The organism is Mycolicibacter sp. MU0083 (genome assembly GCF_963378075.1).
Classification (GTDB): domain Bacteria; phylum Actinomycetota; class Actinomycetes; order Mycobacteriales; family Mycobacteriaceae; genus Mycobacterium; species Mycobacterium kokjensenii.
Map to the genome: position 1 here is coordinate 836,661 of NZ_OY726394.1, position 13,225 is coordinate 849,885.

12 protein-coding genes are annotated in these 13,225 nt (G+C 70.2%); 10 read left to right on the forward strand and 2 right to left on the reverse strand.

The window, feature by feature from the left end; all coding sequences use genetic code 11:
• The first annotated feature begins 51 nt into the window (after positions 1-51).
• Together RCP38_RS04005 and RCP38_RS04010 are read left to right on the forward strand one after the other, a co-directional pair.
• A complete protein-coding gene (locus tag RCP38_RS04005; RefSeq protein ID WP_308475720.1) occupies positions 52-1,260 on the forward strand; it encodes a TetR/AcrR family transcriptional regulator in 1,209 nt (402 codons plus the stop codon).
• Positions 1,257-1,643, forward strand: a complete 387-nt coding sequence (locus RCP38_RS04010; RefSeq protein WP_308475721.1) for a DoxX family protein — start codon at positions 1,257-1,259, stop codon at positions 1,641-1,643. The genes RCP38_RS04005 and RCP38_RS04010 overlap by 4 nt, the downstream gene beginning before the upstream one ends.
• 324 nt (positions 1,644-1,967) lie before the next feature.
• Here the strand turns inward: RCP38_RS04010 and RCP38_RS04015 are convergent, their stop codons facing one another.
• Positions 1,968-2,345 (reverse strand): ArsR/SmtB family transcription factor, encoded by a 378-nt coding sequence (locus tag RCP38_RS04015; RefSeq protein ID WP_308475722.1) that lies wholly within the window; start codon positions 2,343-2,345, stop codon positions 1,968-1,970.
• Positions 2,346-2,559: 214 nt separating this feature from the next.
• On the opposite strand from RCP38_RS04015, the gene RCP38_RS04020 reads away from it, so the two are divergent.
• The 7 genes from RCP38_RS04020 (at position 2,560) to RCP38_RS04050 (ending at position 11,498) form a co-directional block, all read left to right on the forward strand.
• Positions 2,560-6,813: an HAD-IC family P-type ATPase gene (locus RCP38_RS04020; protein WP_373692433.1), complete on the forward strand. Its 4,254-nt coding sequence runs from the start codon at positions 2,560-2,562 to the stop codon at positions 6,811-6,813.
• A gap of 4 nt (positions 6,814-6,817) precedes the next feature.
• The gene (locus tag RCP38_RS04025; protein ID WP_308475723.1) at positions 6,818-7,222 is read left to right on the forward strand and encodes a nuclear transport factor 2 family protein; all 405 of its coding nucleotides are present in this window, start codon (positions 6,818-6,820) and stop codon (positions 7,220-7,222) included.
• A 130-nt stretch (positions 7,223-7,352) separates the two neighbouring features.
• Positions 7,353-9,143: a molybdopterin-dependent oxidoreductase gene (locus tag RCP38_RS04030; RefSeq protein ID WP_308475724.1), complete on the forward strand. Its 1,791-nt coding sequence runs from the start codon at positions 7,353-7,355 to the stop codon at positions 9,141-9,143.
• On the forward strand, positions 9,112-9,552 hold the full coding sequence (locus RCP38_RS04035) for a fluoride efflux transporter FluC (protein ID WP_308475725.1): 441 nt from the start codon (positions 9,112-9,114) through the stop codon (positions 9,550-9,552). The genes RCP38_RS04030 and RCP38_RS04035 overlap by 32 nt, the downstream gene beginning before the upstream one ends.
• On the forward strand, positions 9,549-9,899 hold the full coding sequence (locus RCP38_RS04040) for a DUF190 domain-containing protein (RefSeq protein WP_308475726.1): 351 nt from the start codon (positions 9,549-9,551) through the stop codon (positions 9,897-9,899). Before RCP38_RS04035 ends, RCP38_RS04040 begins: the two co-directional genes overlap by 4 nt.
• Complete coding sequence (locus RCP38_RS04045) at positions 9,896-10,258, forward strand: fluoride efflux transporter FluC (RefSeq protein ID WP_308475727.1); 363 nt, start codon at positions 9,896-9,898, stop codon at positions 10,256-10,258. The genes RCP38_RS04040 and RCP38_RS04045 overlap by 4 nt, the downstream gene beginning before the upstream one ends.
• A 28-nt stretch (positions 10,259-10,286) precedes the next feature.
• On the forward strand, positions 10,287-11,498 hold the full coding sequence (locus tag RCP38_RS04050) for an acyl-CoA dehydrogenase family protein (RefSeq protein WP_308475728.1): 1,212 nt from the start codon (positions 10,287-10,289) through the stop codon (positions 11,496-11,498).
• A 16-nt stretch (positions 11,499-11,514) separates the two neighbouring features.
• Here RCP38_RS04050 and RCP38_RS04055 read toward each other — a convergent pair whose 3' ends face one another.
• Positions 11,515-12,255 carry an SDR family NAD(P)-dependent oxidoreductase gene (locus RCP38_RS04055; protein ID WP_308475729.1) on the reverse strand — a complete coding sequence of 247 codons (741 nt, stop codon included), beginning with the start codon at positions 12,253-12,255 and terminating at the stop codon, positions 11,515-11,517.
• A gap of 60 nt (positions 12,256-12,315) precedes the next feature.
• On the opposite strand from RCP38_RS04055, the gene RCP38_RS04060 reads away from it, so the two are divergent.
• Positions 12,316-13,158 carry an SDR family oxidoreductase gene (locus tag RCP38_RS04060; RefSeq protein ID WP_308475730.1) on the forward strand — a complete coding sequence of 281 codons (843 nt, stop codon included), beginning with the start codon at positions 12,316-12,318 and terminating at the stop codon, positions 13,156-13,158.
• Positions 13,159-13,225: the final 67 nt, after the last annotated feature.

Genomic DNA, 13,225 nt, shown 5'->3' on the forward strand with positions numbered 1-13,225 from the left:
TTGTGGTTAACGTATGGGCGTCCGGTCGATCAGTCAACAACGGGGGTGGAAATGACCACGCCGTCGGGTTCGCCGACCGCGGTGCAGCGCCGCCCCAAGGACCGCAAAGCCCAGATCGTGCGGGCTGCGGCCCGGGCGTTCAGCGAGCGCGGCTACCACGCGGTCGGGGTCGACGAGATCGCCGCCGACGTCGGTATCTCCGGCCCGGGTCTGTACCGCCATTTCGCCAACAAATACGCGCTGCTGGTGGCGACCGCCGAGTACGCGGCGCAGGGACTGGCCGGCGCCGCCCGGTCCGCCGACGATCCGGGCCGGCCGCCGGAGCAACGGCTGCGTGCGATCACCGCGGCGCTGATCGACACCACGATCGGGATGCGTCGCGAGGGCGGGTTCTACCGCTGGGAGCGGCGCTACCTGCAGCCGCCGGACCGCAAGCACATCCGCGGCAGCTACGACGCGCTCAACGCCGCCATCGCCGAGCCGCTGGCGGCCCTGCGGCCGGGCCTCTCCGATGCCGACACCGCGACACTGGCCGCCGCGGCGCTCAGCGTCATCGGCAGCGTCTCCGCCCACCGGACCCGCCTGCCCGCCGCGGCGATGCAGGAATTACTCGGGGAACTGTGCTGGTCGGTGCTGACCACCGAACTGCCCCCGGCCCCGGACGGCCCGGCGCCGCGGCGCCCGCAACGCGGTCTGCCGAGCACCTCCAAACGGGAACGACTGCTGGCCGAGGCGACCCGGATGTTCGGCCGGCGCGGCTTCTCCGAGGTCAGCATGGAGGAGGTCGGCACCGCGGCGGGCCTCAACGGTTCCAGCGCCTACCGCTACTACCCGAGCAAGGCCGCGTTGTTGTCCGCCGCCTTCCACCGGGCCGGTGATCGGGTGCTGCTGGCCATCACCGATGCCCTGGCCGAGTCCAGCACGCCGCGGCAGGCGGCGCGCAGCATCGCCGAGCGCTACACCGCGCTGGCCTTCGCCGCCCCCGACCTGATCAACATCTATTTCGCCGAGTTCGCCAACCTGCCCGAAGCCGACCGGGTCGAGTTGCGCGGGTTGCAACGGCACAACGTCGACGAATGGGCGCACCTGGTCGGCCAGGTGCACGGGTCCGGTGCCGAAGCGGTCTTCCGGGTGCACGCGGCCCTGGCTCTGGTCGTCGATGTGGGACGCCTGGTTAACTTCGACAATCGTGCGGAGCAACGCGCGCGGATCCTCACCTTGATGGAAGCCGTGCTGTTCGGCGCTACGATCGGGCCATGACTGACACATCATCGGATCAGCGCCGGGCCGTGACGGCTGCGCGGGGATTGGCCGGACTGCTGCTGGGCGCCGGTATCGGACACTTCGTCGCGCCCAAGCCCTTCGATGTGATCGTCCCGCCGGAACTGCCGGGCAGCGCCCGTGCCTACACCTACGTCTCGGGCGTCGCCGAGATCGTCATCGGGGCACTGCTGTTGGTGCCGCGTACCCGCCGCCGTGCCGGATTGGCCGCGGCGGCGCTGTTCGCCGCGGTCTACCCGGCGAACCTGCACTCGGTGCGGTTGTTCTGGGCCAAGCCGTGGATGCGTGCGGGAGCGATCGCGCGACTGCCGTTGCAGATCCCGATGGTCGTCGCAGCGCTACGGGTCTGGCGCGCCGGCTAGCCGACCGGGGGCGACTGCTCGCCCACCGACTCGAAGGGGCCGACGTGGCCCCGGGCGCGCCGCTACGGCGCACCGGTCACGTCGGCTCAGCCGATATGGAACACGACTTCGAGCGCCAGGAAGCCGAAGACGAGGAATCCGATGATGCCGGCGAGGGCCGGAAGCAGCAGCACAGGGTCTTTCATGGGTCCAGACGTTATCCAGAACCCGGTTGTAGAAAATCGAAATGTGTTGCCGGTCACTGAACTTGGGGACCTTGGTCCGTGACCGGTAACACGTAGCGCGCGCAAGTGTGACCGGGGTCACTCTGTGGGCCGGCCGGGGTCACCGGCTCCGGGGCGGGTCGGGCGCCAGGCCGCCGTCCGGGGCGATGTGGGCGAAAATCTGCTGCAGCAGGGTCAGGATGTGCGGGTCGTCCACGGTGTAGATGTGGTGGCGTCCGTCGCGTCGGGCGTTGATCAGTCCGGCCAGTCGCAGCTTGGTCAGATGCTGGCTCATGGTGGCGACGTTGACGCCCGCTCGCTTCGCCAGGGTGGTGACGTCGTAGGCGTCCTGGGCGGCCAGCCACATCACGTGCAGACGTGCCGGACTGCTGAGCAGCGCGAACGTGCTTGCGGCGGACGCCAGTTGCGGCGTGGTCGGCTCGTCGGGTCGGCCGGTTGAACTGTTTTCTTCGGCTACCCGTTTTTCATCTTTTGCCATGGCGGCATTCATTGTGTCCCAACCGCCACGGCGGGATTCGCCGATCAACACATTTGCATAGTTGCGTAATCATCAAAGTGTTGCCAGGATTGGGCGGTTCACGCGGCATTTCCGCCGCCGCCGGGGCCACGGCTCCGGCCTGCCGTAGGTCACGAGATTGGTTGCTGTCGACATGGTTCCGACATTGCTCCGCCCAGCCGCCGTGGGAATCCGGGTGGCATCGGCCCTCGCCGGCACGGCCACCCGCGGGGCGTCCGCCGCCACCGAAGCGGTGGGAGCCATCACCGCGGCCGGACTGCAGGTCGCCGCACTGCCCGTTCGCGAAGCCACTCGAATGCTCGCGGGGGACTCCGCCACCGCGACGCTGACCCGCCGGTGCTGGCACGGCGAGGGCCGCGCCTGGATCGAGGTGCGCGGGCTGACCGAAACCCCCGAACTCGGCGATCGGGTGCTCACCGCGCTCGCCGCCGCGCCGGGCGTGGTGTCGGTGCGACTGAACCGCCCGCTGTCGCGCGCGGTGGTGACCCTGGCCGACGACGACGAAGACGACGGCGGGCGGGCCGGCCTGAACGATCTCTGCCGGGTGATCGCCGAGACCGAACGACGGCACCGGAGGGCCGGGGGCTGCGTGCCATCGGCCGGTGCGGACCGGCCCGCCGCCCTGCCCGGCGACGGTCTGCCGCTGATGGCCCGGGGCGTCATGGTCGGGGTCAACGCCGCCGGGCTGGCCATTGCGGTCGCCGGGCGCGTGCTGCGGCTACCGCAGGCGCCGATCACCGTCGACGCCGCCGCCGCGCTGGCGAACCACCAGCCGTGGCTGCGCCGGCAACTCGTCGACCGGATCGGCGTCGGCCCGGCCCACACGGTGCTTTCGCTGATCTCCACCGGGGCCCGCATCGCCACCCTGTCACCGGCCACGCTGGCCGTGGATCTGGCGTTGCAGGGCGTCAAAGCCGCCGAGAACCAGGCTGCGGCCCAAGCCTGGGCCCGCCACGAGCCGCACCTGGCCCGGCACGCCGACCAGGCGCACGTGCACCTGCCGACCAGGCCGGTGCCGCTGCCGGAGGGCGCCGTCGAACGGCACGGCCGGCGGGCGGGCCACGCGCAACTGTTCGGCGCCGGACTGGTGGGCGTGCTCACCGGCAACCTCACCACCGCCGCGACCGCGGCCGTGGTGGCCGCCCCGAAAGCCATGCGCACCACCACCGAAGCGTTCGCCGCCACCTTGAGCCGCACCCTGGTCGACCAGCATGCCGCGCTCCCGCTGCGCCCCGAGGGGCTGCGCCTGCTCGACCGCGTCGACGCCGTCCTCATCGACCCCCGTCTGCTGTACCGCGGCGAGGTACGCCACCCGCTGGCCGCGGCGTTACTGGCCGAGGCCCGGGCCGGCGGTGCCGAACTGTGCACCCTCGACATCGCGGCGCTCGGGGAACTGCGGTCGGCCTTCGACGAACTGACTCCCGTCCGCGACCACGCCTCAGACGATGAACTCGACCGGGCGCTGGCCACCGCATTGAGCGCCCGGCAGGAAGCCGGCCGAACCGTCGCCGTGCTGACCTCGACCGGGGCTCAGGCGCTGTGCAGCGCCGATCTGGGCCTGGGCGTGCTCTCCGACGACCCGGCCGACGTCCCGCCCTGGGATGCCGACCTGCTGCTGGCCGACCTGGCCGGTGCCTGGCGGGTGCTGCACGCGATCCCCGCGGCGCGGCAGGCCGCCCAGCGCGGCATCTCGTTGTCCACCGGATCCTCGACCCTGGGTGCGCTGCTGATGGTTCCCGGCGTGCGGGGCGGGCGCGGCCCGGGGCCGGTCACCGCCGGGGCCGCCACCGGGCTGCTGTCGGGGTACCTGCTGGCCCGCAGCGTCGCCGACACCGCCGCGCCCCGGCCCGCACCGTCCTACCAGTGGCACGCGATGACGATCGAGGAGATCCGCGAGATCCTGCCGGACCCCGGCCCACTGGTCGCCGCCGGGCCGCACGACGCCCCGCCGCACATCGCCTGGCAGTTCCTCCGTGCGGTGCGCGCCGAACTGTCGGATCCGCTGATGCCGGTGCTGGCGCTGAGCTCCGCGGCCACCGCCATGCTGGGATCACCGGTGGACGCGCTGATGGTCAGCACCGTGCTGATCGGCAACTGCATGCTCGCCGCCGCCCAGCAACTGCAGGCCGAGAACCGGCTGAACCGGCTGCTGGCCCAACAGACTCCGCCCGCCCGCACCGTCGAACCCCACACCGGCGCCTACACCGAGATCGACGCCGACCGGTTGGTGCCCGGCACTGTCATCGAGATCCGCAGCAACGAGGTCGTGCCCGCCGATGCGCGGCTGATCGAGGCCACCGACCTCGAGGTCGACGAATCCTCGCTCACCGGTGAATCCCTGTCGGTGGACAAGCAGACCGCGGCCACACCCGGCGCCGAACTCGCCGACCGCCGCTGCATGCTCTACGCCGGTACGACGGTGGTCGCCGGCACCGCGCGGGCCGTGGTCACCGCGGTCGGCGCCGACACCCAGGCCCGTCGCGCCGCCGAACTGGCCGCCGGGGACCTGCCCGTCGTCGGGTTGCAGCATCAGCTGAGCCGGCTGATGAGCCGGGCCTTCCCGGCCAGCGCCGCCGGCGGCGTCATGGTGGGTCTGCTCGGGATGCTGCGCGGCGGCGGTCTGCGCCTGGCCCTGGGGAACGCCATCGCGGTCGCGGTCGCGGCGGTGCCCGAAGGGATGCCGCTGATGGCGACGCTGGCCCAGCACGCCTCGGCGCAACGCCTGACCGATTCCGGTGCACTGGTGCGTATTCCGCGCTCGGTCGAAGCCCTCGGCCGGGTCGAGGTGGTCTGCTTCGACAAGACCGGCACGCTCAGCCAGAACCGGCTCCGGGTCACCCGGGTGCAGCCGGTGGCCGGCTATTCGTCCGACGAGGTGCTGCGGTGCGCGGCCAACGCCGCACCGGCGCCGGAGGGCGACCCGCACACGCACGCCACCGACCAGGCCGTCACCGAGGCCGCCGCGACGCTCCCCGGCGCCGGCGAGCCGTTGTGGACCACCCCGGACGCCCACCTGCCGTTCCGCTCCGGCCGGGCGTTCTCCGCGTCGGTGTCGGGCCGGGACCTGATGATCAAGGGCGCCCCCGAAGTGGTGCTGGCCGCCTGCCGGGGACCCGAACCCGACGGCGACGCAACGGTGGCCGCCCTGGCAGCCGAAGGACTGCGGGTGATCGCGGTGGCCCGGCGCCGGCTCACCGTCGCGCAGACGAAGCTCCTCGCCGACGACCCGGATGCGCTGGCCGGACTGTGCGGCAGCGGGCTGACACTGACCGGCTACCTCGGCATCTCCGACACCCCCCGCGCCGAAGCGCCGCAACTGCTCGCCGACCTGGCCGCCCGCGGGGTGGGCGTCCGGTTGATCACCGGCGATCACCCCGTCACCGCCACCGCCATCGCCGCCGAACTCGGCGTCCCGGTCACCGCCGATCAGGTCATCACCGGCGCGGAGTGGAATGCCCTGTCGCGCAAGGATCAGGAGCGGGCGGTGGCCCGGCGGGTGATCTTCGCCCGGATGTCACCGGAGAACAAGGTGCAGGTGGTGCAGACCCTCGAACGCAGCGGCCGGGTCTGCGCGATGGTCGGCGACGGCGCCAACGACGCGGCCGCCATCCGCGCCGCCAGCGTCGGACTCGGCGTGGTGGCCCGCGGTAGCGACTCGGCGCACCTGACCGCCGACATCGTGCTGACCGACGGGCGCATCGGGGCCCTGGTCGACGCCATCGACGAGGGCCAGCGCCTGTGGCGCGGGGTGCAGCTCGCGGTGACCGGTCTGCTCGGCGGCAACGTCGGCGAGGTCATCTTCGGCGTCGTCGGCGCCGCGCTGTCGGGGACCTCGCCGCTGAACAACCGGCAACTGCTGCTGATGAACATGCTCACCGACGCGTTGCCGGCCACCGCGGTCGCGGTCAGCACGCCCGCTGGTTCCGCGCACCGCGTGGTGCACGGCATCGACGAACGCGCGCTGATGCGGGCCGTCGCGGTCCGCGGCGCGATCACCGGCGCGGCGGCCAGCGCCGCGTGGGGCATGGCTCGCCTTTCGGTGCTACCGGGCGCCCCACAACGGGCCGCCACGGTCGCACTGATCACGCTGGTCACCACCGAACTCGCCCAGACCCTGGTCGACTCGCGCGCACCACTGGTGCTGCTCACCGCGGCCGGTTCGTTCGCGGCGTTCGCCGCGGCGATCAGCCTGCCCGGCATCAGCCAACTGCTGGGGTGCACCCCGGTGGGGCCGCTGGGCTGGTCGCGGGCGCTGGGAGCCGCGGGCGCCGCCGTGCTGGGAATCGCCGCGGCCCCGTACGTTCTGCCCGCCGCACGGAGCGCCCCGCCGGAACCCGACGCCGAGCCGGGGCCGATGGCCACGGTGCGGATGCTGCGCCCGACGGATTCCCCGGAATCGTCGCCGGCCGCCATCGGAGGGCTAGCGTGAGGGCATGCACCCCTTCCGGCAGGCCGTAGAAGCCCGCGACAGCGCAGCCATCGAGGCATTGCTCGCCGACGACGTCGTGTTCACCAGCCCGGTGGCGTTCAAGCCCTACCCGGGCAAGCCGGTGACCGCGGCGATCCTGCGCGCGGTGATGCGCGTCTTCGAAGACTTCCGCTACGTCCGCGAGATCGGCGATGAGTCCGGGCGTGACCATGCGTTGCTCTTCGAGGCCACCGTGGACGGCAAACGTCTCAGCGGCTGCGACTTCCTGCATTTCGACGACGACGGCAAAATCGACGACTTCGTGGTGATGGTCCGGCCGCTGTCGGCGGCCACCGCACTGGCCGAGGCGATGGGCAAACAATTCGAGCAGATCACCCGTGAGGCCGCCGCCGACAGCGGGTCGGGCTAGCCGAAAAGCGCACCTGCGCACCGCCCTAACCGCGGTTATAGTTGATAGCGGCAATGAGGCCCGCCATGGCCGACGTTTCGGCTGATGGCATCTACCACCGTTGATGACTCCTGGGGTAGGGGGCTTTGACATGGTTATACGCACCAAAGGTTTTGCCGCACTGCTCGATCAGGGGCCCCGTCGCCGCGAGGTGGACCGCCGGGTCGAGACCGCGCACTGGGCCGGATCGATTCCCCAGGAGATGGCCCGGGTCCCGGCGCTGCGATTCGGCAAACGCTGGGTCTCGTCACTGTGGCTGCTACCGCTTGGTGCGGCCGCGTTGGTCGTCGGGATCGCGTTGGCGCAGCAGCTACGCCAATACGGTTGGATGCAGGACTTCATCGCCGCCTACCCGGGTACGTCGGGGCAGGTGACACCGGTGATCACCACCGGCTTTCCGGCCTGGCTGCGCTGGCAGCACCTGTTCAACATCGTTTTCATGATGTTCCTGATACGTGCCGGGCTGCAGATCCTGGCCGACCACCCGCGGCTGTACCTGCGCCAGGGCTGCCGGCCGGGGACCGCGTGGCTGCGGATGCGTGGGCCGGTGCCCGCCGAACGACTGAACAGTGCCGAACGTGTCGACGGCACGAAAGTCTGGACCGCCAAAGATGATTCGGTGGCACTGCCGAAGTGGCTGGGCATTCCCGGCGTCCGTCACACCATCGGCCTGGCGCGCTGGTGGCACTTCACGTTCGACTTGTTGTGGCTGCTCAACGGGGCGGTGTTCTACGTCTTGCTGTTCACCAGCGGGGAATGGCGCCGGATAGTTCCGCAGAGCTGGGATGTGCTGCCCAATGCGGCATCGACCATGATTCAGTATGCGTCGCTGAACTTTCCGGTCAACGACGGTTTCACCGATTACAACGCGCTGCAGGTGATCGCCTACTTCACCACCGTCTTCGTCGCCGCCCCATTGGCTTTCGTCACCGGGATGCTGCAATCGCCGGCGGTCGCCGCACGCTTTGGATTGGACCGCGGGCCGTTGAACCACCAGGTGGCACGAACGGCGCATTTCGCGGTGCTGCTGTGGATGGTGTTCTTCATCGCCGTGCACTCCCTGATGGTGTTCACCACCGGCCTGGTGGGCAATCTCAACCACATCGTGTTGGGCACCGACACCGAATCCTATTGGCCGCTGGTGATTTACCTGATCGCGATGAGCGTCATCGCGGCACTGTGGCTGGCGGCCTCGCCGCTGACGTTGCGCTACCCGGGGGTGGTTCGCCGGGTCGGCACGGTGCTGCTCGGTCGGATCACCGAGCTGTTGGATCGACCGCACCCGGTCGCCACCTACACCGAGAAGGACATCTCACCGTACTTCTGGGCCAACGGAACACCGCCGGCTTCCGAGCACTACCGCGCCCTGCAGAAGGGCGATTGGGCCGACTACGCGCTACGTGTCGAGGGACTGGTGGAAAACCCCGTCACCCTGACCTACGCGCAGTTGCTGGCCATGCCCAGACACGAACAGGTCACCGGACACCACTGCATCCAGGGCTGGACCGGGGTGGCCCAATGGGCCGGCGTGCGGATGGCCGACATCGTCGAGCTGGTCCGTCCGCTGCCGTCGGCACGCTGGGTGGTGTTCTACTCCTTCGCCGACGGCTCCGGGCCGCCGAACGAAGGCCGCTACTACGACTGTCACCGGATCGCGCACATGAGCGAGCCGACCACCCTGCTGGCCTATGAGATGAACGGCGCACCGCTGACCGAAGACCACGGCGCGCCGCTGCGGCTCCGCAACGAGCACGAACTCGGCTTCAAAATGGTGAAATGGATCGAGGCGATCGAATTCATCGACGACTTCCGCTACCGCGGACTGGGCATGGGCGGTTACAACGAAGACCATGAGTATTTCGGTCACCAGGTACCTTTCTGAGCCCGCCGTGCGGGACCAGGCTCCGGTGCTGGCGGCCGTCGCGGCGGGCGGTGCGATCGGGGCGTCGGCCCGCTATGCCGTCGCATTGGCAGCACCCACGCCGGCCGGCGGATTCCCGTGGGCCACCTTCGTCACCAACATCAGCGGGTGCGCGTTGATGGGCGTGCTGATGGTGGCGATCACCGAGCTGTGGGTCGGCCACCGGTTGCTGCGGCCGCTGCTGGGCACCGGTGTGCTGGGCGGCTACACCACGTTCTCCACCTTCGCCGCCGACGTCGACGGCCTGGCCGTCGGTGGGCACCCGATCCTGGCGCTGGCCTATCTGTGCAGCACGCCGGTGGCGGTGCTGATCGCGACGTGGCTGACCGCGGGCCTCACCCGACGCCTGATCATCAGGAGGACAACATGAGTCGGCTCAGCGGTCCCGCCTTGCGCCTGACGGTCTTTGTCGGTGAGAGCGACACCTGGCAGCACAAGCCGGTGTTCAGCGAGATCGTGCACCGGGCACGCCGCGCCGGTCTGGCCGGGGCGACGGTGTTCCGCGGGGTGGAGGGGTACGGGGCGTCCTCGGCGATCCACACCACCCGGCTGCTGTCGATGTCGGAGGACCTGCCGGTCTCGGTCGTCATCGTGGATGCCCCCGAACGGGTTCGGGCTTTCCTGCCACAACTGGACGAGTTGGTGACCGAGGGTCTGATCATGCTGGACGAGGTGGAAGTCGTCCGGCATGTCGGGCGCAGCCCGGCCGGCCGATGACTTGGCTGTTGGTCATCGCGGGCGCCGCGGTGGGGGCACCGCTGCGTTATCTGACCGACCGGTTCGTGCAGGCCCGCCACGCGTCGATGTTTCCCTGGGGCACGCTGGCCGCCAACGTGCTCGGCAGTCTGCTGCTGGGTGTGCTCACCGGCAGCACCGGCGACGAACGCCTGCACCTGGTGATCGGTACCGGGCTGTGCGGTGCGCTGACCACCTACTCGACGTTCTCCTACGAGACCCTGCAATTGGCCGGTGCGGGTGCGCGGTTGTACGCGCTCGCCAATCTGGTGCTCACATTGAGCTGCGGACTCGGCGCTTACTATGCTGGCAGCGCCGCAGCGCAAGCGATTTGGCACTGAACGAGCCCAAACCTTTCCAGGAGTAGAGATGTCGTTCTCGATGGAGCTCAGCGATGATGTGATCGAGGTGCGGGACTGGGTGCACCAGTTCGCCGCCGAGGTGGTCCGGCCCGCCGCCGCCGAATGGGATGAGCGGGAAGAGACACCGTGGCCGGTGATCGCCGAGGCGGCCAAGATCGGGCTGTACTCGCCGGAACTGTTCGCCACCCAGGCCGCCGAGCCCAGCGGAATCGGCATGCTGGCGGTGTTCGAGGAACTCTTCTGGGGTGACGCCGGCATCGCGCTGTCCATCCTGGGCACCGGGCTGGCGGCGGCGGCCCTGGCGGGCAACGGAACCCCCGAGCAGTTGGGGCTGTGGCTGCCGCAGATGTTCGGCACCGCCGACGACCCCAAGGTGGCCGCCTTCTGCTCCTCGGAACCGGACGCCGGCTCGGATGTCGGCGCCATCCGCACCCGGGCCCGCTTCGACGAGGCGACCCGCGAATGGGTGCTCAACGGCACCAAGACCTGGGCCACCAACGGCGGCATCGCCAACGTGCACATCGTGGTCGCCTCGGTCTATCCCGAACTCGGCTCGCGCGGCCAGGCCACCTTCGTCATCGGCCCGGACACCCCCGGGCTGGCCCAGGGCCAGAAGTTCAAGAAGCACGGCATCCGGGCCTCGCACACCGCCGAGATCGTGCTGGACAACGTCCGGCTGCCCGAGGACATGATCCTCGGCGGCCGGGAGAAGTTCGAGGCGCGGGTCGCCCGGGTCAAATCCGGGGCGTCGGCCGGCGGACAGGCGGCCATGAAGACCTTCGAACGCACCCGGCCGACGGTCGGCGCGATGGCGGTCGGGGTGGCCCGGGCCGCCTACGAATACGCCCTCGAATACGCCTGCCAGCGTGAGCAGTTCGGCCGCAAGATCGGCGAGTTCCAGGCTGTCTCCTTCAAACTGGCCGACATGAAGAGCCGCATCGACGCGGCCCGGCTCATGGTCTGGCGGGCCGGCTGGATGGCCCGCAACAACAAGGCGTTCGACAACGCCGAAGGCTCCATGGCCAAGCTGTTCGCCAGCGAGACCGCGGTCTATGTCACCGACGAAGCCATCCAGATCCTCGGCGGCAACGGCTACACCCGCGACTACCCGGTCGAGCGGATGCACCGCGACGCGAAGATCTTCACCATCTTCGAGGGCACCAGTGAGATCCAGCGACTGGTGATCGCCCGGGCCCTGACCGGCCTGGCGCTGCGCTGAACGTGGGCCGCCGCGCTTATCCGGCGGTCTTGCCGTTGTCGGCCAGATACACCGCGCCGTGCACCGCGGACGCGGCATCGCTGGCCAGAAACGCGATCACCTGAGCGACGTCTGCCGGCGCGCTCATCCCGCGCGGTGAGGCCACCCGCATGACCAGGTTGACGTCGGCGCCCTCGGGGAGCCGGAAGTCGGTCACCTGCGGGGTCAGCATGCCGCCCGGGCAGACGGCGTTGACCCGCAGCTTCTCCGCGGTGAACTCCACCGCCAGGGCCCGGGTCAGCCCGACGAGGCCGTGTTTGGCCGCACAGTAGCCCGCCGAGTAGGCCTGGCCCTCCACCCCGGCGATGGAGGCGACGTTGACGATGTTGCCGCCGGTCTCCAGCAGGTGCGGAAGCGCCGCCCGGCACAGGTAGAACGGACCGTTGAGGTTGACCGCCAGATCGTGGGCCCAATCGGCGTCGGTGACCGACGCGGTGTGGCGCATCTGATGGGCACCGGCGACGTTGACCAGCACATCGAGCCGGCCGAACTCGGCGACGCACTGTTCGACGGCCGCGGCGCAGGCCTCCGGGGTGGCGATGTCGACGCCGGCGAAGCGCCCGCCGGGGGCATCGGCGAACACCGTCGCCAGCCGCTCGGTGTCGCGGGCCACCCCGAACACCGACGCCCCGCGCGCCGCGAACAACTGCGCCACCGCAGCGCCGAGCCCCGACGACGCGCCGGTCACCAGCGCCACTTTGCCTGACAGATCGGTCATTTCGACTCTCCGCATCACCCAGTCGACCGGCACCGGGGCGCAGCCGTCTACCGTCCAGTTATGGCTTCAGTATCGGTGATCACCGGCGGTGCCGGCGGCATGGGTGTGGCGACGGCCAAGATCATGGGCCGAGACCACACGGTGGTGCTCTGCGATATCCGGAAGGACCGGCTCGACGCGGCGCGCTCGGAGCTCGCCGAACTCGGCATCGCCGCGACCGTCGTCGACTGCGACGTCACCGATCGGGCGGCCGTCACGCGGTTGTTCGAGACCGCGTCGGGCCTCGGGCCGGTGGCGTCGGTGATCCATACCGCCGGGATCGGCCCGAGCATGGGCGATGCCGAGCACGTGATGCGGACCAACGCCTACGGCACCGTCGTCGTCGACGAGGTGTTCTATGAGACGGCCGGCGACGGTGCCGTGATCGTCAACGTGGCGTCGATGGCCGCGCAGCTGGTGCCCGACGCCTACCTTCCCGTCGCGCAGTTCCCGCTGGCGTTGCGCGACGGCGAAGCGTTCGTGGCCGAGCTGACCGCGTTCTGCAACAACGCGCCGGAGAAGGCCCGGTCGGGGTTCTCCTACACCGTCAGCAAAGCGTTCGTGAAGTGGTACAGCGCGTCGCAGGCCGAACGGTTCGGCGGCCGCGGACTGCGGATCGTCTCGGTGTCGCCGGGCAACGTCGACACCGAGTTGGGGCGCCGGGAGGAGAAGGCCGGGGTCGGCGCGATGATGCCCGACGCCCTGATCCCGCGCTGGGGTACCCCCGAGGAGATGGCCGAGCTGTTCGCCTTCTGCGCCGGTGACAGGTGCCGCTACCTGACCGGCACCGACATCCTGGCCGACGGGGGAGTGGTCGCCTCCATGCGGGAACGCGCTCGAAAGGCCTCTGACGTCCCCGGATAGGTGCCCGAATTAAACCGAAGTACCGACACCGATGGTTGACATGTGGCAATCTGCACGCTTACCGTGG